This window comes from Streptococcus sp. IsoGale021 (genome assembly GCF_031142795.1).
GTDB classification, from domain to species: Bacteria; Bacillota; Bacilli; order Lactobacillales; family Streptococcaceae; genus Streptococcus; species Streptococcus hominis.
On record NZ_JAKZJH010000008.1, the window covers coordinates 1 to 23,546 of the forward strand.

Annotated in this window: 26 protein-coding genes and 1 pseudogene; 1 reads left to right on the top strand and 26 read right to left on the bottom strand. The window is 39.3% G+C overall.

Annotation, left to right across the window (positions count from 1 at the left end; genetic code table 11):
* Positions 1-31: 31 nt before the first annotated feature.
* The 19 genes and pseudogenes from RG565_RS06605 to RG565_RS06695 form a co-directional block, all read right to left on the bottom strand.
* Entirely contained in the window at positions 32-724 is a 693-nt protein-coding gene (locus tag RG565_RS06605; RefSeq protein ID WP_003028872.1) for a methionine ABC transporter permease, read from the bottom strand.
* Positions 725-1,786: a methionine ABC transporter ATP-binding protein gene (locus RG565_RS06610; RefSeq protein WP_247937110.1), complete on the bottom strand. Its 1,062-nt coding sequence runs from the start codon at positions 1,784-1,786 to the stop codon at positions 725-727. It abuts the gene before it with no gap.
* Complete coding sequence (locus tag RG565_RS06615) at positions 1,779-3,152, bottom strand: M20/M25/M40 family metallo-hydrolase (protein ID WP_247937109.1); 1,374 nt, start codon at positions 3,150-3,152, stop codon at positions 1,779-1,781. The genes RG565_RS06610 and RG565_RS06615 overlap by 8 nt, the downstream gene beginning before the upstream one ends.
* An 85-nt stretch (positions 3,153-3,237) precedes the next feature.
* Positions 3,238-4,089: a MetQ/NlpA family ABC transporter substrate-binding protein gene (locus RG565_RS06620; RefSeq protein WP_003028865.1), complete on the bottom strand. Its 852-nt coding sequence runs from the start codon at positions 4,087-4,089 to the stop codon at positions 3,238-3,240.
* Between the two features lie 156 nt (positions 4,090-4,245).
* Positions 4,246-5,070: an amino acid ABC transporter substrate-binding protein gene (locus tag RG565_RS06625; RefSeq protein WP_247937108.1), complete on the bottom strand. Its 825-nt coding sequence runs from the start codon at positions 5,068-5,070 to the stop codon at positions 4,246-4,248.
* Positions 5,071-5,241: 171 nt separating this feature from the next.
* Positions 5,242-5,370 (bottom strand): hypothetical protein, encoded by a 129-nt coding sequence (locus RG565_RS06630; protein WP_255261429.1) that lies wholly within the window; start codon positions 5,368-5,370, stop codon positions 5,242-5,244.
* Positions 5,371-5,451: 81 nt separating this feature from the next.
* Positions 5,452-5,909 (bottom strand): annotated as a pseudogene (locus tag RG565_RS06635) (SulP family inorganic anion transporter); the annotation flags it as partial.
* Positions 5,910-6,046: 137 nt separating this feature from the next.
* The gene (locus RG565_RS06640; RefSeq protein ID WP_003026092.1) at positions 6,047-6,448 is read right to left on the bottom strand and encodes a helix-turn-helix domain-containing protein; all 402 of its coding nucleotides are present in this window, start codon (positions 6,446-6,448) and stop codon (positions 6,047-6,049) included.
* 415 nt (positions 6,449-6,863) lie between these two features.
* The gene (locus RG565_RS06645; RefSeq protein ID WP_247937107.1) at positions 6,864-7,580 is read right to left on the bottom strand and encodes a YebC/PmpR family DNA-binding transcriptional regulator; all 717 of its coding nucleotides are present in this window, start codon (positions 7,578-7,580) and stop codon (positions 6,864-6,866) included.
* 115 nt (positions 7,581-7,695) lie between these two features.
* The gene (locus RG565_RS06650; RefSeq protein WP_247937106.1) at positions 7,696-8,787 is read right to left on the bottom strand and encodes a nucleotidyltransferase; all 1,092 of its coding nucleotides are present in this window, start codon (positions 8,785-8,787) and stop codon (positions 7,696-7,698) included.
* 14 nt (positions 8,788-8,801) lie between these two features.
* Positions 8,802-9,746 (bottom strand): hypothetical protein, encoded by a 945-nt coding sequence (locus RG565_RS06655; RefSeq protein ID WP_003039509.1) that lies wholly within the window; start codon positions 9,744-9,746, stop codon positions 8,802-8,804.
* Between the two features lie 47 nt (positions 9,747-9,793).
* The gene (locus RG565_RS06660) at positions 9,794-10,528 is read right to left on the bottom strand and encodes a class I SAM-dependent methyltransferase (RefSeq protein WP_247937113.1); all 735 of its coding nucleotides are present in this window, start codon (positions 10,526-10,528) and stop codon (positions 9,794-9,796) included.
* Positions 10,529-10,615: 87 nt separating this feature from the next.
* Positions 10,616-10,981: a ribosome silencing factor gene (rsfS, locus tag RG565_RS06665; protein ID WP_106083041.1), complete on the bottom strand. Its 366-nt coding sequence runs from the start codon at positions 10,979-10,981 to the stop codon at positions 10,616-10,618.
* Positions 10,982-11,494 carry a cysteine hydrolase family protein gene (locus RG565_RS06670; protein ID WP_247937105.1) on the bottom strand — a complete coding sequence of 171 codons (513 nt, stop codon included), beginning with the start codon at positions 11,492-11,494 and terminating at the stop codon, positions 10,982-10,984.
* Positions 11,491-12,087: a bis(5'-nucleosyl)-tetraphosphatase (symmetrical) YqeK gene (gene yqeK / locus RG565_RS06675; protein WP_247937104.1), complete on the bottom strand. Its 597-nt coding sequence runs from the start codon at positions 12,085-12,087 to the stop codon at positions 11,491-11,493. The genes RG565_RS06670 and yqeK overlap by 4 nt, the downstream gene beginning before the upstream one ends.
* Complete coding sequence (locus tag RG565_RS06680) at positions 12,077-12,718, bottom strand: nicotinate-nucleotide adenylyltransferase (RefSeq protein WP_003039720.1); 642 nt, start codon at positions 12,716-12,718, stop codon at positions 12,077-12,079. Before RG565_RS06680 ends, yqeK begins: the two co-directional genes overlap by 11 nt.
* Positions 12,719-12,730: 12 nt before the next feature.
* Positions 12,731-13,042 carry a ribosome assembly RNA-binding protein YhbY gene (gene yhbY / locus RG565_RS06685; RefSeq protein ID WP_003039538.1) on the bottom strand — a complete coding sequence of 104 codons (312 nt, stop codon included), beginning with the start codon at positions 13,040-13,042 and terminating at the stop codon, positions 12,731-12,733.
* A 159-nt stretch (positions 13,043-13,201) separates the two neighbouring features.
* Positions 13,202-14,308 (bottom strand): ribosome biogenesis GTPase YqeH, encoded by a 1,107-nt coding sequence (gene yqeH, locus RG565_RS06690; protein ID WP_059221435.1) that lies wholly within the window; start codon positions 14,306-14,308, stop codon positions 13,202-13,204.
* 2 nt (positions 14,309-14,310) lie between these two features.
* Positions 14,311-14,838, bottom strand: coding sequence for a YqeG family HAD IIIA-type phosphatase (locus tag RG565_RS06695; protein ID WP_003039408.1), 528 nt, complete (start codon positions 14,836-14,838; stop codon positions 14,311-14,313).
* Positions 14,839-14,987: 149 nt separating this feature from the next.
* On the opposite strand from RG565_RS06695, the gene RG565_RS06700 reads away from it, so the two are divergent.
* The gene (locus RG565_RS06700) at positions 14,988-15,614 is read left to right on the top strand and encodes a TVP38/TMEM64 family protein (protein WP_247937103.1); all 627 of its coding nucleotides are present in this window, start codon (positions 14,988-14,990) and stop codon (positions 15,612-15,614) included.
* Between the two features lie 30 nt (positions 15,615-15,644).
* Here RG565_RS06700 and RG565_RS06705 read toward each other — a convergent pair whose 3' ends face one another.
* The 7 genes from RG565_RS06705 to codY all read right to left on the bottom strand — a co-directional run bounded on the left by RG565_RS06705 (position 15,645) and on the right by codY (position 23,522).
* The gene (locus tag RG565_RS06705) at positions 15,645-16,556 is read right to left on the bottom strand and encodes a DMT family transporter (RefSeq protein ID WP_247937102.1); all 912 of its coding nucleotides are present in this window, start codon (positions 16,554-16,556) and stop codon (positions 15,645-15,647) included.
* A 77-nt stretch (positions 16,557-16,633) separates the two neighbouring features.
* Entirely contained in the window at positions 16,634-18,067 is a 1,434-nt protein-coding gene (gene gatB / locus RG565_RS06710; RefSeq protein ID WP_003039491.1) for an Asp-tRNA(Asn)/Glu-tRNA(Gln) amidotransferase subunit GatB, read from the bottom strand.
* The gene (gatA, locus tag RG565_RS06715) at positions 18,067-19,533 is read right to left on the bottom strand and encodes an Asp-tRNA(Asn)/Glu-tRNA(Gln) amidotransferase subunit GatA (RefSeq protein ID WP_195323323.1); all 1,467 of its coding nucleotides are present in this window, start codon (positions 19,531-19,533) and stop codon (positions 18,067-18,069) included. The genes gatB and gatA overlap by 1 nt, the downstream gene beginning before the upstream one ends.
* On the bottom strand, positions 19,533-19,835 hold the full coding sequence (gatC, locus tag RG565_RS06720; RefSeq protein WP_003028817.1) for an Asp-tRNA(Asn)/Glu-tRNA(Gln) amidotransferase subunit GatC: 303 nt from the start codon (positions 19,833-19,835) through the stop codon (positions 19,533-19,535). The genes gatA and gatC overlap by 1 nt, the downstream gene beginning before the upstream one ends.
* A gap of 76 nt (positions 19,836-19,911) precedes the next feature.
* Positions 19,912-21,651 carry an aspartate--tRNA ligase gene (gene aspS, locus RG565_RS06725; protein ID WP_247937101.1) on the bottom strand — a complete coding sequence of 580 codons (1,740 nt, stop codon included), beginning with the start codon at positions 21,649-21,651 and terminating at the stop codon, positions 19,912-19,914.
* A gap of 507 nt (positions 21,652-22,158) precedes the next feature.
* On the bottom strand, positions 22,159-22,734 hold the full coding sequence (locus RG565_RS06730) for a cysteine hydrolase family protein (protein ID WP_070670591.1): 576 nt from the start codon (positions 22,732-22,734) through the stop codon (positions 22,159-22,161).
* Positions 22,734-23,522 (bottom strand): GTP-sensing pleiotropic transcriptional regulator CodY, encoded by a 789-nt coding sequence (gene codY, locus RG565_RS06735; protein ID WP_003028802.1) that lies wholly within the window; start codon positions 23,520-23,522, stop codon positions 22,734-22,736. Before codY ends, RG565_RS06730 begins: the two co-directional genes overlap by 1 nt.
* Positions 23,523-23,546 lie beyond the last annotated feature (24 nt).

Here is a 23,546-nt window from a genome sequence, read left to right on the forward strand (position 1 = left end):
TTGTTTATCTCTAACAATCATCTCAGCTATCCTATTTATGGCTTAATTTTCTAGTCAAAAAATCACCAGCAAACTGAATGGCAAAGATAAGTACAATAATAATGATCGTTGCTAAAATTGTTACATCGTTATTATAGCGATTGAAGCCATAAGCAATCGCAACATTCCCGATTCCTCCAGCACCGACAGCACCAGCCATTGCAGTCTCGCCAACGAGAGAAATAAGAGTGACTGTTGTCACACGAATCAAATCTGGCAAACCTTCACGTAGATAGACACCAACTAGGTCACCGAAAGTCGCTCCGCTTGCCTGAGCAGCTTCGATAACACCGCCGTCCAATTCGGCAAGAACAACTTGAACTTGGCGAGCAAAGAAAGCAAATACGGCAAAAGAAAGTGGTACAATAGCTGCGTTTGGTCCAATACTAGTCCCCACAATCAAGTGTGAAAAAGGTGAAAGAACAGCTAACAAAATAATAAATGGGATGGCGCGGAAGATAGACGTGATTTTGTCTAAAATCCAAAAAACTATTTTATTTTCCAAGACACCACCTGGAGCAGTCAAAACAAGAAAAAGCCCTGCAATTAACCCCAATAATCCACCAATAATAAAAGAAATAACTGTCATATATAACGTCAAGTAAATAGCTGTTCCCCAGCCAGCTTGACCGCTCCAACCCATTCGATAAACATTCGGCAAGTATGTTTGAATAAAGTTTTCCATCTATGCTTCTCCCTTCAATACTGTCAATTGAACACCAGCTTCACGAATAGCTGTTTTAGCCGCTGCTAGATTTTCCTTTTCACCAGATAAAACAACGACCAGTCCTCCGACAGGTGTTCCACCTAAAATTTCAATATTTCCATAGAGTATATTGGCAGTAACTTGATGATGTTTGTAAATTTCATTCAGCAAGGGTTCATCTGTAGAGGTTCCTGCGTACTTCATTTGCACCAAGAGACTATTTTTCGCCAAATGTTTGACAATTTCTTGTTGCTCAATCTTGCCCATAGCTTCATCAATTCCTGTTGCAGTCGCGATGAAGTCTTTGGTTAAGTCTTGCTGAGGATTAGAGAAAATATCCAAAACAGAACCTTCTTCAATCAGTTGACCGTCCTGCATAACTGCGACACGATTAGCGATGTCTTTGACAATTTGCATCTCATGAGTAATCAAAACAATTGTTAATCCCAGCTTTTGATTTAAATCTTGTAAAAGAGCTAAAATTTGTTTAGTTGTTTTTGGATCTAGAGCTGAGGTTGATTCATCAGAAATCAAGATTTTAGGGTCATTTGCTAAAGCACGCGCGATTGCAACCCGCTGTTTTTGCCCTCCAGAAAGCTGAGAAGGATAATTTTCAGCGCGATCTGCTAAACCGACCAACTCCAACAGTGTACGCACTTTTTCTTTCTTTTCTTCTTTTGATAAGCCAGAATGTTTCAATGCAAAAGCGACATTTTCTTCTGCTGTCAATTGACTCATCAGATTAAAATGTTGAAAAATCATGCCGATGTCTTGACGTTTGCGGCGCAGCTGTTCTGCTGTCAAGGTTACTTTATTGTCAAAAAGAACATCATCATCTACAATAATTTCCCCGCTCGTTGGAACTTGCAGTAGGTTAATGACACGAACCAAGGTTGATTTCCCAGCCCCAGAATAACCGACAATTCCATAGATATCTCTTTCTTGAATATGAATCGTCACATCTTTAACTGCTTGAATCTGACGTTTCTTTTGTTGAAAAGTTACATCAATGTGATCTAACTGAATCATTTCTTTACTCATAACTTGCAATCAGCTCCTCTACTAATTCAATATGGGTGTAATAATCTGCAATGCGGACATTTTCATCACCGCCATGGTCTCGACTATTCGCATTTCCAAGTCCAAAGGCGACCATTGGTACCTCAAGTGCTTCAAATACCGTGTGCATCGGTCCTGTACCTGCTGTAGTTGGTAAGACAGAAACTCCTTTTTGATAGAATTTCTTAGCTAGTTCAATGACATTTAAAATCGGCGACGCACTCATATCACTACGATAGCTCATTTCTCCCAAAGTATAAACTAATTCTACCTTATCAAAACCATTTTTGTCGAGTTGTTTGCGAATCAGTTCCAATACTCCATGTGGTTCCAGTCCTGGCACTAAGCGAACCTCTACTTTTGCCGAAGCTTCTGACGGAAGAATCGTCTTCACTCCTTGACCTTGGTAACCAGAAGTAATTCCTTCAATGTTCAAAGATGGTTCAAAGAAAATTCGATTTAAAAAAGATTTTTTCTCTTCTTGTAATAAAGGTAATTCCAAACCATAAATAGTTTCTACTTCTTCTGGACTGCGCTGAGCGTATTGTTCCACTAAAGCTAACTCTCGTTGATTAGGTGTGATTACTTGATCATAAAGCCCTTCTACCTGAATACGTCCATCCTTATCTCTCAAGCTAGCAAGGGCGTTCAACAAGTACCAAGAAGCCGAATCAATCACACCACCAAAGCTAGAATGAATATCCACTTCCGCACTTTTGACCTTCATATCAAAGGTCACAATTCCCTTGTTCCCACCAGAAATTTCTAGTTGACCCAAAGAATTTTTAATTCCTTGTTCCCAAACGAGAAGATCTGCTCCTTGCAGAAGCACCTTGTGTTTGGCTAGGTATTTTTCTAAATCAACAGAAGCAGACTCTTCTGCTCCTTCCATCATAAAAATGACATTGACAGGTAACGTTTTATGCTTTTGTAAATATTTTTGCATAGCCGTCAAACGCGCGATAATATGTCCTTTGTCATCATCTACTCCGCGACCATACATGCCACCGTCTCGAATAGATAAGGTAAATGGGTCATCTGTCCAAATCTGATCGCTATCTGCCGGAACCGTGTCGTAGTGATTATAAAAAATAATTGTCTTAGCTGTAGGGTTTGAACTTTTAAACTTCGCTATCACAAATGGCACTGTATAGTTGTCATCTAATTCCACCTCCGCACCAGCTTTTGTAAAGATTTCTTTTAGATAAGCAGCCACTTCTTGTAAACCGACTTGTTGAGCGAAGATTGATTTTTTAGCAATCAAAGTTCGTAAAATGGCGATATATTCTTGTGTTACTATATCTTGTTCAAATTTTTTAATTTGCTCTTCTTCACTTGAAAATGTCATATTTTCTCCTTATAGAATGGCGACAAAACTCAGTCGGTAATTCCAACTGAGTTTTTAGACTGAAATACAGCTAATGAAATAAAGATTACCAAACCGGTTGGTCTAAACCATCTGATGTTTCTTCAACCACTTTTTTCACTTCATCTGAATGATAAGCTTTAATGAGTTTCTTAATGGCATCTGCTTTTGGAGATTTTTCCCAATCTTTTTTAGCTGCAATGATGTTAAACCATTGTTTTGAATTTTTATCTTTCGGTTCAATGAACAAGGCTTTTTTATAGTCCAATTTTGCTTCTGTTACAAATGTATTGTTTACAACGGCTGCATCTACTGAAGTCAATGAGCGAGCTGTTTGACTAGCATCCAATTCTGTAATTTTCAATTTTTTCGGATTTTCTTTGATATTTGCCACAGTTGCCAATTCATTTCCAGACTTGTCTAATTTAATCAATCCTGCAGATTGCAATAAATTAAGCGCCCGACTTTCATTTGTCGCATCATTTGGAACTGCAATTTCTGCACCATTTGGAATTTGATCTACTTTCGTATATTTATTTTTTCCATTTTTGGTACCAGAGTAGAGGCGAATGGGTGAGATATAAGTTTCAGCAGTTGCAACTAAGTTTTGCTTGTTTTCCTTGTTCCAGTTGTTCAAGAAATAGTAATGTTGGAAAGCATTGATATCCACTTCACCATCAGCGACCGCTTTATTTGGTTGCGAGTAGTCCGTAAATTCTGTAAATTTCAACTTGATATTATCTTTTTTCAACAATTCTTGAATCTTGTCCCAGCGTTTTTCCTCTGAGTCACTCTTTGTCATTACACCAACTTTAATCGTTTTGGCGTCGTCACTTTTATTTTCTGAACCACAAGCTGCTAAGCCAATCACTGCTACAGCTGCTAGAGCTGTTATTCCAAACCATTTTTTAAATTTCATTTTCTGTCTCCTTTAAAAATCTTATGAAAATAGTATCGCACATATTTACCTGATTGACAAATTGTTATTTCATAACAAAGGATATAGTTATAAACTATAACTGTTTTGTATAAGAAAACCAACTGAAACTTTGAAACTAGCTGGCTTTACATTCTCTTATTTCACATCTGCTTCTACTGGCAAGTAACTACCGCCAAAGAATTTTTGGGATAGTTTTTCCAGAGTTCCGTCTTTATACAACTCTTGAATGCGCCTATTAACAAATGTTTTCAACTCATCTTGTCCTTTTGCTAAAAGTGGATAAACATAAGGTTGTTGGTCACTTGGTAAATCAATCACTTTCAAGTTGTCCAGTTTTTGATTTTTAATGACTGTTTCTACACCAATTTTATCAAAAATCTTATAATCAAACTTACCGTCGTTTAAATGACTCATAATCTGTTGAAAATCTGCTTTTGTATAGCTAATTTTCGTTGGATTGCCAGAATGTTCTTGGTTGTATTTTTCTAATTGTGCTGCAGTCGTTGTCCCTTGTACAACTTCTGTTGTTTTCCCACCAATATCATCCAGCGATTGAATGCTTTTATCAGATTTTTTCACCACTAAAACGTTTGGATTTTTAGCAGTTGGAGCTGCATACAAATACTTTCCTGCACGTTCTTTTGTATAGCTGATATTGTTGACCGCCATTTGGTAGCGATCACTATCCAGACCTGCGAAAATACCTGACCACTCTGTTGTTTCAAATTTTACCTTGTATTTGTCAGAATCTTTGAAGATCGCACGAACGACTTCGATTTCATAACCTGTTAGTTTACTATTTTCTTCATAGTTAAACGGCTTGGGTGAAGCATTCGTTGCGACTTTAATTTCTGTTTTTCCAGATGAAGTCGTTGATTTTGAATTGGAGCACGCTGCTAAAGCTCCTATTGTCAAAAGCCCAAGGGCTGTTAAAGAAGAATATTTTAACACTTTTTTCATATTCCTATAATAACCTCTTTCATTAAGATAAATCTTATCATATCAAATATTTTCCTTCTTGACTATTATTTGATTTTTATCAAAGTGATAGATTTTCTTTATCAAGTAGAGCTAAACGAAATCAGATTTTTACCAACCATTGATACATTTGACGAATAGTGGAAAACTCAATTACTTTTCTAAACTAGCTGCGCGCGTTAAAGCGACATCAATATTAGCACAAAAGTTGTCTGCACCAACTCTATCAATAAAGCTTGCTTTTTCCATGACATGATAAGGTTGTTCGTTGACATTTGCCAAGGAGCTCTTCAAGAGCATCCAATCCTGAAATATCCATTGCAGACACACTGCGCATACGAAGAATTAAGACATTTTTACCTTGTTCAGACAAAATAAGTCCTTGATTTGTCCAACGATGATTCCAACGGCAATTTCAAGGGTAAATCCAACAGTGATGGTCTTTGAAATAAATTTAATCAGATCATCAAAATGCAACAAACCTATGCCGATGAGCATAAGACCAGCTAAGAAAGCAGCCACTGTCAGACCAGCCAGAACGTATTGCGCAATAATTCCATAAATGATAACAACCAAAGCGGCTGTTGGCTCACCAATCTAAACACGACTCCCACCTAAAAAAGGAAATGAAAAAACCAACTACAACAGCTGTATAAAGATCTTGCTCTGGATTGACCCTCGAAGCAATCGCCAAAGCAATTGACAATGGTAAGGCAATAATTGCCACGATAATCTAGCTACAAGGTCTTTGACAAATTGTGCACCCGAATAATTCTTTACCATACTAAAAACTTAGGATTGATACGCTTAAAAGCGTCCATTCCCCCTGTTCCCAGACGCTTGCGAGAATCTTATTACCATTGTAATATAACCCCATGTAAAATCTCTAGATGACCTGAATATGAAAACTTACCAGAAAAGGCGATAGTTATTTCACCAACGTCTTTAACAATTATTCTCATTCGTTTCTATCCTTTAGTGAGGAGATAGAAAGGCTGGCTAAACCAAGTCCAAGCATTGTCAGTGCAGCCTTAGTGTCCACTTTTCCTAAAGCAGATAAAACCACTACAACAATCCCCATGGCTACTCCAAGTCCTCTCAACACGGTGTCAACAATATCAGATTTTCTATTTTTCTTGTTTTCTTTCATCACTGTCTGTCCTTGCATCAGCTCATCTACCGATGTATCAAACAGGTCTGCTAATTTAGGAATGGTATTAATATCTGGATAGGATAAATCTCTTTCCCATTTTGAAACAGCCTTATCAGTGACCCCCATCTTTTCAGCCAGTTCTAATTGTGTCATCCCTTTTGCTTTCCTTAATGATGAAATCATCATACCTAGTGTTTGTTTTTTCATCAGATTTTTCCTCCTTCCATTTGCTAATTATATTGTAGCACCTTTTCTTACAAACTCAATCGACCAATAGTTTACTTCTCTCAACTTATAGTTTATCACTGGTTTGTCTGCTTTTTACGCTCCTTATTTGAATTTTTAGAATAAACTAAGCTACAACAAGCAGTCTTGGAAACCAACCTCACTCTTCAACTACATATTATTAGCTAGCCACCTTTTCTACCAAACTTCATGTCTACTCTATCAAAGTAAAGAAGATACTAGCTCAACATACTTACGGTCTTATAACTAAATTTCTTAAAAAACACTGAGAGATTAGTAAGTAACAAAAAAAGAGACTGGGACAAAATTATCTCAGTCTCAATCTGTATTAGTAAAAAACTCTTGACGCAGTAGCTGTCGGACTCTTTCTTCACTATTAAAATCCTTCTACATTTGTATAAATCTTTTGGACATCTTCGTCGTCTTCTAAAACAGCATACAACTTTTCAAATGTTTCTAAATCTTCGCCTGATAATACCACATCAGATTGTGGAATCATTTCCAATTCGGTAATTTGGAATTCTTCTACACCAGATTCGCGGAGAGCAGTCAAGGCTTTGTGCAAATCTGTTGGTGCTGTATAAACGGTGATAGTACCGTCTTCTGCTTCTACATCATCTACGTCTACATCTGCTTCTAACAATTGTTCAAAGACGCTATCTGCATCGTCTCCTACAAACACAATCACACCTTTATTATCAAACATATAAGACACTGAGCCACTCGCTCCCATGTTTCCACCATTTTTACCAAAGGCAGAACGAACATTTGCTGCGGTACGATTGACATTTGAAGTTAGTGTATCCACAATAAGCATTGAACCATTTGGACCAAAGCCCTCATAACGTCCTTCAGTAAAGGTTTCGTCTGTATTTCCTTTTGCCTTATCTAACGCTTTGTCAATAACATGCTTTGGCACTTGCGCTTGCTTCGCACGTTCAATAACAAATTTCAAAGCTGAGTTCGATTCTGGATCTGGCTCTCCTTTTTTAGCTGCTACATAGATTTCAACACCAAATTTAGCATAAACTTTTGAGTTTGCACCGTCCTTGGCAGTTTTTTTCGCCACAATATTGGCCCATTTACGTCCCATTGGATATTCTCCTTTAGATTTTCACTTTTTCAATCTTTTTTATTATATCACAAGTCAGGTTGAATTTCACTAGCAAATTATTGACAATGTCTAACTCTATAAAATAATTTTTGCATCAATCTATCATTATCGGGATTTTCCCAAAATTCTGCTCCTCTAGTTGGGCGTTCCCTAGCTGATAAATACAATCAGCTCGCTGGGTTAAGGAATCCCATGGTTCTTGACCGATGCGACTGACGAAGTCTGTTTTCCCTTTCATCTTTTTGAGATGTTCCCGACCTGCTTGAGTAAAGCCTAATACGTGAATCCCACTAGGCAAAAGCTCATCTCTTGCACCGACCAAAATATAAGTCAGAATTCGTCTGATTCGTGCTTTCGTATATCGCTTGGTTGCGACTTGTTCAACCAGCTCCTCTACGCTATAACTGGTTTTCACTGCTTCCTGCAAGCGCACCGCAAGTTCTCGATTAACCTGATAAAAACTCGTCAAATCGGGATGACTGATAATCTGGTAACGCAGCAAAGGATAAAGTGCTGACCAGGTCACTTTGGGAGACTGAATCAGCAGTTCATGAGCCGGGGTAAATTTCTCCAGAAAATCTGGACAATTAAGACGCTCTCTAAGAGCCGTAGCTGAGGCATATTTTAAATTTTCTTCTTGCGAATGATAGCCAGCTCCTTGACGCTTGATTGGAAGAATCTCAATAGCCTTTCCAGCACAAGCTTTGGCATAAGAAAGTCCTAAAATGTGATTGGGTGTATTGCCTGTGAATTTTACACCAGCAAACTTTTCCCACATTTTCTGTGTTTTCTGTGGATAAGACAAATCATCTGGCAAACTTTGTACGTAGTCCAGCATTTTCTGTTGATTATCTGTATAAATCTGTGAAAAGTGTTGATAATCTAAGACCTCTTCCGTGCCAAAGGTCAACTTATTCACACTAAGGCGCTCTAAAATATCTACTGCTCCTTGTGCGAAGTAGTCAGCTGACTGAACAGCCACCAAAAATGGCAATTCAACCACCAAATCAGCGCCATTTCGCAGAGCCATTTCCGCGCGTATCCACTTATCTACAATCGCGGGCTCACCACGTTGGACAAAATTGCCGCTCATGGCAATAATTTTTAAACCTTTAGCCTGCTCTAGCAAGTATTTATGACCATTGTGGAAGGGATTGAATTCTGCAATGATACCGGTGATAGTCATGTGGCGCTCCTATTTTAAATTAGCTCTTCACTAACATTGTGGTTTGTTTTTTTCAACAATTTTATATTTTCATCAAGTTTAGACACTTCGTCATATATTTTCCAGACATCATCAGCATATCTCGAAGAATTATTGTATTTTAAGGCGAAATTCCTTATTCTCTGGTAAGGGTAATCATCTTCTCCTATAATATATAAATCATGAATTTCTTTCACAAGTAAAGAAACGCTATGATTATCATTTCTAGAATCATTTTGCGCAATATTTCGGGTAGAAGATTTTATAATATTCTCTATATATCTAATAAATTTTGGGCGTTCAAAATCTTCCACTATCAGAATTGCAAGAGCCAAGTAAAGTTCTTCACCTTCTAATTCAAATAAAACTTTAAACTTAGAAAGGTACAAATCCAACTTCTCTAAAATGAATCTAGTACGTCTTAAATCGTAATCATCTCGCTCATAAATAATTTGTATTGTTGAAACTAAAAATATTCCCAATATCAAGTAAAGCTGAAATGTCGTATTATTAGCATTCGGCAGTATATCTTTTACATCTCCAGTAAAAGATATTGAAGATAAATACCAATTAAACAGAATTGAGCTTCCAGCTATAAAACTAACAAAAAGCCAATTTACCAGTTTTCGTCTCCCTAATACAAACACTAATAGAGAAAACCATAACCAAAACAGTACACTTATAAGCCAAAGCATATCAAATTGGATATAATTACACTCCAGTGTAGAATTTACAAATAAAGTAAATATATATGCTAGAGACGAAAAAATAGGAGAAGCCAATATCCAGAAAATAACACTGCCTGTACTGATACTATTGTTGCTTGGAGAAAAAAATCTCGTACTAAATCCCTGATAATCTTTTACATTCACGGATAAAATATTCTTCAATACACAAAATTCTATAACTACGATTCCTACAATAATTAATAATTGAAACATTAAATCATTCCTTTATACATATAATACGTGGGGATATAACGATTTTCTCATTTCTCCACCACAAAGAACCAGCGGTTTGATTTTTTGCGTGGCTTTATGTCCTCAAAGTCGGCGTAAAGTTTGAATGATTTGAAGCCTGCTTGTTCCAAGAGGATATCGTAAGTTAAGACTTCGTAAGTGCGTTCTTCATGGACTTCGTCATAACGTGTGAAGCGCCCGTCTTCGTCTTGCAAGAAGAAGGTCAATTCATGCACGACTGAATGGGGTGCTTCATCGGCGTATGTATCCCAGACCATGGCAAATTCATCAGCGTTTTCATGGTAAGAATAACCAGGAAAGACGGTATCTGTCTGGTAAGTTGAGTGCACATCAAAAATGAAAACGCCGCCTTCGTTCAAACAGTTGTAAACTTGCTGAAAGACATCACCGACTTCAACTTCATCGGCCATGTAGCAAATTGAATCAGAGTAACAAGTCACCAAGTCGTATTTCCCAGCTTGCGATAAATCAAGCATGTTGCCCTGTTTGAATTCAATGGCTTCACCTGCTTCTTTGGCACGTTTACGAGCGATTTCAAGCATCTCGTCACTCAAATCAAGTCCTGCCACATCAAAGCCAGCTTTGGCAAAGCGTACGGATTGAATTCCTGTTCCACAAGCTAATTCTAAGAGCTTTTTCTTATTTTTTGGAAAATGGCGGAGCGAAAAATCGGTCCATTTATCATAAAGACTATCATCCATAATAGCATCATAGACTGATGCGAAGGTTTCATAAGTTGTCATCTTATCTAGAAGTACCAAAAAGGTACTCTTCCTTTCTTCTCATTGAAAGAGGTTGGGACAATGTCCTCAACCCTCATCGTTTTTTATCTACAAGGCTTGTTTCTCAAGCAATGGTGTCACATCCACACCAACGGCTTCATGCCAGAGTTTTTCAAGGTTGTAGTGATTCCGCATTTCCTCAGAAAAAATATGAACAACCACCCCGCCTAGATCCAAAAGCACCCAGCCTCCAGCAGAGTCTCCTTCTACATGGCTAGCTGATTGCCCTGCTTCTGTAACTTTTTCACGAATATTATCAGCAATAGCTTCTAGTTGACGGCTGTTCATAGAGCTGGCAATGACAAAATAGTCTGTCATCGTCGTCAATTCTTGCAAATCTAGCACAGTAATGTCTTCTGCTCGTTTTTCATCCGCTGCTTTTACAACAATTTCTAATAGTTCTTTTTTATCCATTTAATCCTCTTTTAAAATTTCTTCTAAATCAGCCACTTGGGCAAAACGTCCGTTCCAAGTATTTTCATAATGCTGTATTAATTGTTCTGCTGTAATTTCTCTTTCAGCAAAGGTGGTCGTGCCATTTTTAACAACTGCCAAATTATAGCCAAATTCAAACGCCACCTTAACAGTCGTATCAATGCAATAATTCGTTGCCATGCCAATGATAATCAGCCGCTCAATAGCTTGGCTATCCAGATAAGTCTGTAAATGAGTTTCTTTAAAAGCACTATTATAATGCTTATCAAAGATTTTCTCGTCAGCTTCTGGAGCAATAGCTCCGTAAATTTCCCAGCCATGGCTTCCTGTCAGTAATTCTTCGTCATTGTGGCGGATGTAAATCACCTCAATGTTTTTCTCACGACAAGTGGCGATTGCTTTTTGCCAGACAGACAAGCAGTTATCAACAGCATACGGTTTAGCCTCTATCAAGGCTGTTTGAATATCAATCACTAACAGAGCTGTTTTCATTTATCATCTTTCATAAAGCCGACATACGCATTATAAGTCTCAATAGTTTGTGGGAAGATAGGCAAGCCCTTGTGTGCCAAGTATTCCACTGTATGTGCTGTTTCATAAGCCACAGCTTGGTTGAGCGAAACATGAGCAATTTCACGCGCTTGCTCCACTCCTGGAAAGTCCCGATTAGGCTCAATATAGTCTGCTACATAAATCACCTTATCTAAATCGGACATCTGAGCAGAACCTACGGTATGAACCTCAATAGCTCTCAAAATTTCTGGATCTGCCAATCCTAAATCTTCCTGAATTTTATAAATGCCGACCATGCCATGCCAGACATTATTTTCCCAATCTTTCAATGCTGGATCCAAAGCATACTTATCAATCAGCGCCAGAAATTCTTCGTCAGAGAGCTTTTTCGCATAATCATGGAGCAGACCTGCCAAACCAGCTTTTTCTACATCTACTCCGAAGCGCTCTGCCAAGTCAATCGCTGCTTGTTCCACTCCCAGACAATGTTTAAAACGTTTCTCTGGTAAAAGATGCTGCATTTTGACTAAAAGCTGCTCACGAGAAATTCCCACGTAAGTTTCATATCCCATTATTGTAAAGCCCTTCTTTCTCAATATAGTCTAAAACTGGCTTGGGTAGGAGAAAATTAGGCGTCCTACCTTGAGCTAGAAAATCTCGAACCATGCTCGAAGAAATATCCATCAACGGCACATCTACCCAGATAACTGGATAAGAGGTACCAGCTTTATAACGGGGGCGCTGAACACCAACAAATTGCACCAAATCAACTAATTCGTCAATTCGATGCCACTTGGGAAGGTAATCTACCATATCCGCTCCGATGATGAAATAATAATCTGTATCTGGATGTTTTTCCGTCAAGAGCTTCATCGTATCATAGGTGTAACTAATACCCTTTCTCTCTAACTCAATGGTTTCAATTCCCAGACCTTCAATACCTTCAATCGCCAACTCCAGCATTTTCAGTCGGTGCTTCTCATCAATCGTGGATTTCTTATCAACATGTGGTGGCTCATACTCAGGCATCAGCAAGACTTGATCTAAACATAATTGTTGCCGAACTTGATCCGCCACAACCAAATGGGCATTATGAACTGGATTAAAGTTTCCACCTAAAATCCCCACCTGCTTTCTTTTTTTTGCTTTTACTTCTGGTTCCAACTTCACCTTGGTGAAGGGAGTCAGTAATTCAATTGCCATAGGCTGCTTCCTCTAAATTTCTTTTACCTTTACTGAAATTTTGCGGTTTTCCTTTTTGCTAGACTGTTTGTAGAGAATTAAAATACGGCCAATTTTTTGAACAGTATCCACACCGATTTCCTCTTCGAGAATTTCTGCTACTTCATGGATGTTCTCATCTGTATTTTGTAGAAGAGTTACTTTAATTAATTCTCTAGCATCTAGAGCTTGACGAACACTCGTTTTAATCTGGTCGTTGAGACCGTTTTTGCCAATCTGAATAATGGGTTTGAGACTGTGAGCTTGACTATTTAAAAAAGCTCGTTGTTTGGATGTTAATGACATAATAAGATACAAAGAACGACAAAACCAACAGAAAACTAGGAAATTCGACGAAGAATCAATGATTTTCTAAGAGAATTTTTCTATTTTCCAAAGTTTTAACTCGTGTTCAATTCCTTTCTAAAAATTGGTTTAACTGTGACGGTTTCTTACTAGAATTCCTTAGATAATGGCTTTTCGGGTCACTACTGCAACTCCCTCTGGTGCCCAGGCTACAATCTTTGCTGGTCCTGTCACGCGAATCCAGCCCAAGCCTGAAAAGACTACATCTGTTTTGGTTTCAATTTTCAACTCATGTTTGACGAGCTGAGGAAAATCTGCCACTTCTTTTTTAGAGGGCGGTGCTAGCAAAGAGCCAACATGCTTTTCATAAAATTCTCCCGCTCCTACAAGCTTGGTGCGGTGCAATTTGAGTTCATTGTCAAAATAAGCCGTAAAGCCTTGTTTATCACCTGACACAAAATCAAAGCGCCCCAAGCCCCCTAAAAAGAGGGTTTGTTCAGGATTGAGTTGGTAAGTTTTGGGTTTGATTTCCTTTTTAGGACTGACATATTTAAGATTTTTAGCAGACAGATAATGAGCCATTTGGTGGCGGTGGATAATCCCTGGTGTGTCGTAGATATGACTGCCGTCAGCCAGCGGAATCTCAATCTTATCCAGTGTGGTCCCTGGAAAACGCGAAGTCGTAATGATTTCCTTATCCCCAGTAATTTCCTGAATAATGGCATTGATAAGTGTGGACTTACCAACATTGGTCACGCCGACCACATAAACATCTCGGCCTTTCCGATATTGCTCAATCTTTTCAATCAATTCTTTAATCGCTTGCTTGTTTTGAGCTGAAGTCAAAACTACATCAACAGGGCGCAGTCCTTCCTCGTGAGCCCGCTCCGTCAGCCATTGGGCAACCTTGCTCGTCTTAACCGACTTAGGGAGAATATCTTTTTTATTCCCGACCAACAGCACATCGTTACCAGCCACAAAGCGTGGCAAACCCGGAATCACCGAACCATTAAAATCAAAAATATCTACTACATTGACTACGAGAGCATTGCTGTCGCCGACTTCGTGGAGAAGTCTGAGAAAATCATCGTCTGTCAATTGCACATCGGTAATTTCGTTGTAGTGACGCAGACGGAAACAGCGCTGACAATACAGCTCACCTGTCTCCATTCCCTTTTCCAAAGCCGACTGAGGGGTGTAGCCAAGCCTATCCTTATATTTTGTCTGAATCGGTGCTCCACACCCAATACAGAGAATGTCTTCCATACTTAAATTCCTTTTTTATACTCAATCGATCCATATTTTTCGGTGATTTTTTTCAACACACGACGCTCACGAGCTCGGTTAATCTGGGTCTTTAACGAATCATGCTCAACCAGTGGCTTAACCAAAATCGAACGAATTCCAGCTCTATGAGCAGCTCGAATGTCCGTCATGAGTTGATCTCCCACCATGACAACTTCATTTTTTTCAAAATGAAATTCTTTCAGCGCCCGATCAATCCCCCAAGTGAATGGTTTCATAGACCAACAGACATAGTCAATTTCAAACTTTTCAACTGCTCGTTTTACTCGTTTTTTAGTGTTATTGGACACCACAATAATCCGAATCCCTGCATCGCGCACGTCATGGAGCCACTGTTTCATTTCTGGCGTTCCGTCAGGATTGTTCCATGCGATAAGAGTATTATCTAAATCCACCAAAACAGCCTTGATACCGTGTTTTTTTAAACTTTCAACTGTCAAATCATAAACTGCCTCAATCGCAAAATCAGGCATGTAGTTTTCAATTGCCACATTTCTCTCCAAACATTATACTTCTACCTATTTTAACATAAAAAAAGAGTTTTCGCACCCTAGATTTTTTCATCGATTTTATGTACAATTTGCCAAAAAATGTTTAAAAATGTTATAGTAAGAATAGAGAATTTAACACGGAGGAACTTATGGCAAATACGAGTAAGAAAATGACTGCCGTCTCCCCTCTTTTACAAAAATTTATCAACTGGTCTTCTATTGTTGGAGCAGTTGGAACAGTAATTTTCTGTATCTGGGCCTATTATACTGGCATTTTACAATCCAAAGAAACTCTGTCAGCCTTTATTAAGCAAGCTGGCATTTGGGGACCGCCACTCTTTATTTTCCTGCAAATTCTACAGACAGTTGTTCCTATTATTCCTGGAGCTTTGACTTCGGTTGCTGGTATTTTTATTTATGGTCATATCATTGGAACCATTTATAATTATATCGGCATCGTCATCGGCTGTGCTATTATTTTTTACCTAGCGCGTACCTACGGTTCTGCTTTTGTCCAATCGGTCGTCAGTAAACGCACCTATGATAAGTACATCGGTTGGCTGGATGAAGACAATCGTTTTGAGCGTTTTTTCATCTTTATGATGATTTGGCCTATCAGCCCAGCGGATTTTCTTTGTATGTTAGCAGCCTTAACAAAGATGACCTTTAAGAAATATATGATGATTATCATTTTGTGCAAACCAATCACACTAGTCATCTACACTTACGGTTTGACATACATCATTGATTTCTTTTGGCAATTATTTTCAAAATAAAAGGCAGAGCAATGCGATTCGCTCTGCCTTTTATAAGATTCCTTTCCTTTTTTCCAATATCAAATCTTTTATAGAAATCAAGGCAACTGCTGATAAAATCATGAACATCCCGACAAAATCCAAAAAGTAAAATTGCTCGTGCATAATGAGAAAGGCGAAAAATACAGCCGATATAGGCTCAACAGCCGCTAGAAGGCTAGATTTCACAGGCCCGACTAAACTGGTTCCTTTGAGAAACAGTGTATAGGCGAGGATTGTCCCCACTAAAATAATCCCCGCTAAAGCCAGATATACTTTCATTGACAACTGCCAATGAAAACGCAAAATACCGCTAAATGGCGTTAAGACAATGCCTGCTAGCATCATGCCCACTCCAATCACTGAAATACTGCCCCACATCTTTATCAGCTGAATCGGAATAAGAATATACAAAGCGTAAGTGAATGCGGCAAACAGCCCCCAGAACAGTCCTGCAGGTGTGACAGATAACTGATTGAGTTGTCCATGGGTGGCAATCAAAAAAGTACCACCAACAGCCAATATCATAGACAATACTTCTGTCACAGTAGGTGCAACACGGTCTTTGATACAAGTGTAAGCAAGGATTCCAACCGGACAGACATATTGTAAAACGGTTGCCGTTCCTGCATTGCTTTCATAAATAGACTTTAAATAAGCAAATTGATTGAGCAACAATCCTAACAAAGCAAACAGTGCTAAAGACATTATTGCTTTTCGGTCTTTTATCATTTCAACCAATTTTCTACGATTAGTTAGCAACATATACAATACCAACAGAAGTCCTGCAATTAAAAGTCGAATATTCGTTAAAACTAAAACAGGAAATCCATGCGTCATCAAGTATTGTCCGCTCGTCCCAGACAATCCCCATGCAATTCCTGCGACTAAGGTTAAAATGGTGCCTTTTGCTATTTTTGACATATCTTACCCCCAAGCTTTTCCATTCTATGATTATAGCACAAAAAATCAGCCGAAACGACTGATTTTTTTTTTAGATTTTACAACTTTGCCAATTCTTCATTAAGAAGTTTTTGAGCTACTTGTGGATTAGCTTGTCCTTTGGTTGCTTTCATGAGCTGACCAATTAAGGACTTGGCAGCATTCTTATTGCCACCCTTGTAGTCGTTGATTGCTTTTTCATTATTGGCAAAAACCTCTTGGATGATTGGAAGAAGTTGTGCTGGGTCAGAAATCTGCACTAAGCCAGCTTTTTCAACGTATTCCTTGGCTGAACCACCATTCTTCGCCAAATGAACAAAGACTTTTTTAGCGATTTTAGAGGAAATCGTACCGTCTGCCACCAAACTCAACATTTCAGTCAAGTTGACTGGTGTTAAGCCGATTTCTTCAATCGTTTTACCTTCAGCATTGAGGTATTGAGCAACCTCACCTTGGAGCCAGTTTGACACAGATTTCGCGTCTCCACCTGCTGTCACTGCAGCTTCAAAGAAGTCAGAGATGTTCTTCGTTGCTGTCAATTGCTTGGCATCATAGTCTGACAATCCAAAGTCTGCCTTGTACTTAGCCCGACGTTCTTTTGGAAAGGCTGGTAAATCTGAGCGCACTGACTCAATCCAACTATCATCAATCTCAAAGTTTGGTAGGTCAGGCTCTGGGAAGTAACGATAGTCAGCCGAGCCTTCCTTGACCCGCATAAGCAGGGTTTCACCCGTTGCTTCGTCATACCGACGGGTTTCTTGACGAATTTGACCGCCGCTGCGCAAAATCTCAGCTTGACGTTTTTCCTCAAAAGCCAAGCCCTTGCGAACAAAGTTGAAGGAATTAAGATTTTTTAGTTCTGTCTTGGTTCCAAACTCTTCTTGACCATAAGGACGGATAGAAATATTGGCATCCACGCGCATGGACCCTTCTTCCATTTTGACGTCAGAAATACCCGTATACTGGATGATTTCTTTAAGGGCTGTCAGATAAGCATAGGCTTCTTCTGGACTTCGCATATCCGCTTCTGAAACAATCTCAATCAGCGGCACGCCTTGGCGGTTAAGGTCAACATAAGAATAACCATCACTGCCGTGAGTGTTCTTTCCAGCGTCTTCTTCCAAATGAGCCCGCTCAATGCGAATTTTCTTAGTCGTACCGTCTTCTAATTCGATCTCAATCCAGCCATTGTAGCCAATTGGCTCGTCAAATTGAGAGATTTGGTAAGCTTTCGGATTATCTGGATAGAAATAATTCTTGCGGTCAAAGTGCATCTTTTGATGAATGTCCATATTGAGCGCCAGAGCAGCCTTAATACCGTAATCAATAACTCCCTTGTTCATCACCGGCAAGACACCTGGGAAAGACCAGTCAATGATATTGGTGTTGGTATTTGGATCTTCTCCGAAATGAGCCGGTGCTGGTGAGAAAATTTTTGAATTTGTTTTTAATTCAACGTGGACTTCCAGTCCAATAATCGTTTCAAAGTTCATTATTTTTCACCTCCAAAAATGACTGGTTTTTGCTTGTGGTAGTCTGTCGTTGCTTCAAAAGCAGCTGCCACTTGATAAATCGTTTCTTCATCAAAATGATTTCCAATCAATTGCAGACCAACCGGAAGTCCGTCCGCAAAGCCTGCTGGAATGGAGATACCAGGAAGCCCTGCCAAATTGACCGGAATTGTCAAAAGGTCAGCCAAATACATAGCTACTGGATCATGACTTTGAGTTCCTAAGTCGTAAGCAACCGTCGGTGCAGTTGGTCCTAAAATCAAATCATACTTTTCAAATACCTTGGCAAAATCCTGCATAATGAGCGTCCGAACTTGACCTGCTTTCTTGAAATAAGCATCGTAATAACCAGAAGATAGACTAAATGTTCCCAACATAATCCGGCGCTTCACTTCCTCACCAAAACCTTGGCTACGAGACTTGACATAGACATCTTCTAAGTTCTCAATCTCATCTGCCCGATAGCCATAACGAATCCCATCGAAACGTTGCAAGTTAGAGCTGGCTTCAGATGAAGCGATGATATAGTAAACCGCTACCCCATATTTGCTGTGCGGCAGGCTGACTTCTTCAACAATCGCTCCCAGACTTTCCAAATGTTTAGCAGCTGCCAAAATGCGTTCCTTGACTTTTTCATCAATCCCTTCACCCATATATTCTTTTGGAAGAGCAATTTTCAATCCTTTAATATCTTGACCAATCTTGCTAGTGAAATCAGGAACAGTTCGTTGAGAAGAGGTTGAGTCTTTTTTATCATTGCCTGCAATTACGCCCAAAAGCTGAGCGTTTTCTTTGACCGTCTGAGCAAAAGGTCCGATTTGATCCAACGAGCTACCAAAAGCAATGAGCCCAAAGCGAGAAACTCGTCCATAAGTTGGCTTCAGTCCGACCACTCCGTTAAAGGAAGCTGGCTGACGGATAGAGCCACCGGTATCAGAACCTAAAGACAAGCGAACCTGACCAGAAGCAACTGCTGTCGCTGAACCACCAGATGAACCACCGGGAACTTTGGTGGCGTCCCAAGCATTTTTTGTAGTCTTAAAATAAGAATTTTCACTGGAGCCACCCATGGCAAATTCGTCCATATTGGTCTTACCAATGACAATCATATCTTTCTCATGGAGTTTTTCTACACTGGTTGCATCAAAAATTGGCTTATAATTGTAAAGAATTTTTGATGCAGCTGTCGTTAAAATCCCCTTAGTAGAAATATTGTCCTTAACAGCTAGTGGAATCCCGCTCATAAGATTATCTGCATCAATTCCCTTCGCGTCTACTGCTGCTGCTTGCGCCAATGCTTCTTCTTCACTAATCGTAATAAAGCTATCAACTGCACTTTCTCGACTCTTAATATCTTCCAGAGTAGCTTTCGTCAGCTCAACTGCGGAAAGTTCCTTTTTGACAAGGAGATCATGCAATTCTTCAATTGTTTTTTGATTCAAAGTCATTAGGCGTCTCCTCCGTCATCTAGAATAGCAGGCACTTTGATATAGCCTCGCTCTTTTTCAGGCACATTTTGGAAAAGTTCTTCTCGATTCCAACCTGCAACTGCTACATCTTCACGCATATAGTTGACATTTTCTGCAACATTTGATGTAAAAGGCACACCAGTTGTATCAACTTCGTTTAACAACTCCACCATGTCCACAATTTTTGACAAAGTTGTCGCAAATTCTGCTGTTTCTTCAGGTGAAAAAGCTAGTTTTGACAGGTTGGCAACATGCGTTACTTCCTCTTGAGTAATTTTCATCTCTGTTTCCTTTCTCTTCTTTTATTTTTCAGCATAACCGAAAAACAGTCATCTTCTTATTTTATCACAAATAGGCTTAGTTCTTCAATTCCAAATGAAGTTCTTTCACTTGACTCGCATCTACTTGGCTGGGACTTTCTAGCATAGGATCAAAACCAGTTCCATTTTTAGGAAAGGCAATGACCTGACGGATATTTTCTTCACCAGCTAAAATCATAACCAATCGATCCAAGCCCAGTGCTAGACCACCATGCGGCGGAAAACCATAATCAAGCGCTTCTAAGAAAAAGCCAAAGTCACGCTCGTAATCTTCTTTTTCCATGCCCAAGAGTTCAAACATGGCTTCTTGACTCTTTCGATCATGGATTCGTAAACTACCGCCTCCAATTTCATAGCCATTAAGGACAATATCATAGGCATGACTTTTGATTGAAGCTAAATCTTCTTTCTCATTTTCAAAAATTCCTTGGGTGAATGGGTGGTGCATGGCTTGATAGCGTTCTTGCTCCTCATTCCACTCTAGCAAAGGCCAATCCAGCACCCAAAGGAAGTCTAGTCGACTCTGATCGATTAAGTCTAATTGTTTGGCAATCTCCAATCGCAAGTGCCCCAAGGCTTCTTGAGCTTGTCTTCTCTTGGCGATGACCAGTAAAAGCAAATCACCGTCTTGCGCTTCGAATTGGTCTACGAAAGCTGTTGCTTCTACTTCAAAAGTCGAAGCCAAATCCCCTTGAAATTCACCTGCTTCCACCTTAAGACTAGCAAACCTACTAGCTCCAAATTCTTTCATTTCCTGATAGAAATGACTGAGCTGCTTCTTCGTGAAAGAATCCGTAGCATTTGGAACACAAATGCCCCATAATTCTTCGTGATGAGCAAAAGCCTGCTTCAGCAAAAGAGAGGGATTATCCTGACAGAGATTGGTCAGATTTTTTAATTCCAAACCAAATCGCGTATCCGGCTTATCTGTACCAAAGCGGTTCATGGCTTCTTCATAACTGATAGTCGGAAAAGCTTCTGTCAGCTCCAAACCATGAGTTTTCTTGACAACCGCTTTGAGCATCTCTTCTACAAGCATGCGAATGTCTTTTTCACTAGCAAAACTCATTTCCATATCGACCTGAGTAAATTCAGGCTGACGGTCTCCCCGTAAATCCTCATCTCGAAAGCAGCGAACAACTTGATAATAACGCTCCAGACCAGCTCCCATTAGGAGTTGCTTCAGCATTTGGGGACTTTGAGGCAAGGCATAAAATTGATTTTTAAAAACTCGGCTAGGAACCAAAAAGTCTCTGGCTCCTTCTGGCGTGGACTTCGTCAAATAAGGCGTCTCTACTTCCAGAAAATCCTTACCGTTTAAGTAGTCACGAATCGTGCTGGTTACTTGATGACGAAGTTTGAGGTTTTCTGTCATCTTACTTCGACGCAAATCCAGATAGCGATATTTCTGTCGCAACTCTTCTCCTGTATGGGCGTGCTGATCAAGTTCAAAAGGAAGAGGATTACTGTTTGCAAGGATTTGAATCGCCTCTGCTCGTAGTTCCACCTGTCCAGACTTGATAGCTTTGTTGACAAAGCGACTTTCTCGCTCGACAACTTCTCCTGTAACAGCAATCACATCTTCTTTATGTAGATGTTCAATTTCAGTAAAAGCCGGGCTATCACCTGCGACAAAAACTTGAAGCAGTCCTTCTCGGTCTCGTAGCTCTATAAAAGCCAATTTCCCATGATTTCGGATATTTGCGACCCATCCAGTCGCTGTCATTTTCTGACCAACTTGTTCTAAACCGTAGTTCCCAATAAAAACTTCTTTCATGTTTTCTGCCTCTTTCTAAATTCATTTTCAAATTAACCATTTGCCGCAAATTACTTATAGAAATCTACGACCGTAGCTCTAGATACTAAAAGTAGGAAGCATTTTTTGTTTACAGCTTTTGTCCAACTAACAAAATTGCAACCGCTCCTCTAAGTACTAAGAATTATAAGGAACATTGACTTTACTACGTAAATCTATAATCATAGCTCTAAACGCTAAAACATTAAGAGCTATAGAAAAACGGCTTCCGCCTGTAAAACAGACGAAAGCCGTGGTACCACTGTTATTCGTTGCATTGCAACCTCTAGCTCGTAACGTGAGCAGACGTTTGTGCTTTGATTCACACAAATTATTTACAATGATCTAATAGTTTCAGACAATATCATCCTTTGCCATTAATAGTATAGAAAAAAACCATTATATCATTGACAGTATGTTCTTCGGATTTTGCTTCCTTGGTGCTGCTCTCAGCTTTCAGCACTCTCTGTTCAAGTCAACAAGCCTACTCTACTGCTTTTTTACTTTTAAATTGTTATCTATTATAGTCGAACCTAAAACATTTTGCAAGTGGTTTAGTGCAAATTTATGATTTTCCTCCGAAAGAGAAGCTACAGCAGACTCTACCACCTCAATTTGATACCCTAAATTATAGGCATCAATAGCTGTGTGGAGAACGCAAATATCCGTCAGAACACCAGTCAAAATCACCGTGTCAACTTTTCTTTCTCGCAGACGAATATCCAAATCTGTTCCCGAAAAAGCTGAATAATGCCGTTTATCCATCCAAAAGACGCGAGAATCTGCTTTATGCTCCTGATAAAAATCCGCCAACGGTCCATAAAGGTTACGTCCACTAGTGCCTTTGATGTTATGTGGTGGAAAGAGTTTACTCTCTGGGTGAAAAATATCCCCTTCATCATGGGCATCAATGGCAAAAAAGATATAATCGCCTCGATCAAAAGCAACCTTTGTTACCTGTGCGATAGTTTTAGAAATCGCCTGAGCTGGTGCACCTGCCGTCAATTTCCCATTATCTGCTACAAAGTCCACCGTATAATCAATCGAAATCAATGCTTTTGTCATCAGTAATCTCTCTTTTTAATCTCTTCAAAGACATCTGGAATAAGGACTTTAAGATAGGTCCCTTTCATTCCTAGAGAGCGACTTTCAATAATGCCTGCACTCTCTAGTTTACGCAGAGCATTGACAATCACCGAGCGAGTAATGCCAATACGATCCGCAATGACCGATGCTGTCAATTGACCTTCATTACCGTTTAATTCACCTAAAATAGCTGAAACAGCTCGTAATTCTGAATAAGACAAAGTATTTACAGCCATGGTTACAGCTGTTCTGCGACGAATATTTTTTTCATCTTCTTCTCGTTGGAAGTTGAGCAACTGAATACCAACCACTGTACTTGCAATTTCAACCAAAATCAAATCATCATCATCAAATTCTTTATCATTGCGCCAAACAATCAAAGTCCCTAAGCGAATCCCTGAAACATGAATAGGCGAAATCGTCGTCAAGCCGTCTGGAAATTCATCTTTGGTTTCGACAGGAAAAATTGACAAATCATGATTGACAGGAAGATTGGCCTCTGTGTCATACATTAAATTCGCTGTGCGAACATATTCTTCTGGGAAGATTTTCGTTTGATAAAATGCTTCCACTCGGTCATTATTCGTCTTGTAGCGCATGAAATACCCCAAAAGACGCCCTTTACTGTTTACAATGCAGGCATTGCAATCCATAATTTCAGCTAACTGCTGGGTAATTGCATTGTAAGGTAATTCATCCTGTAATCGCTCATCTGAACGACGCAAAATAGATGTAATTTTTCGTGTTTTTGCTAATAAGTTTGCCATAATTTACCTCGCATATAATCTTAT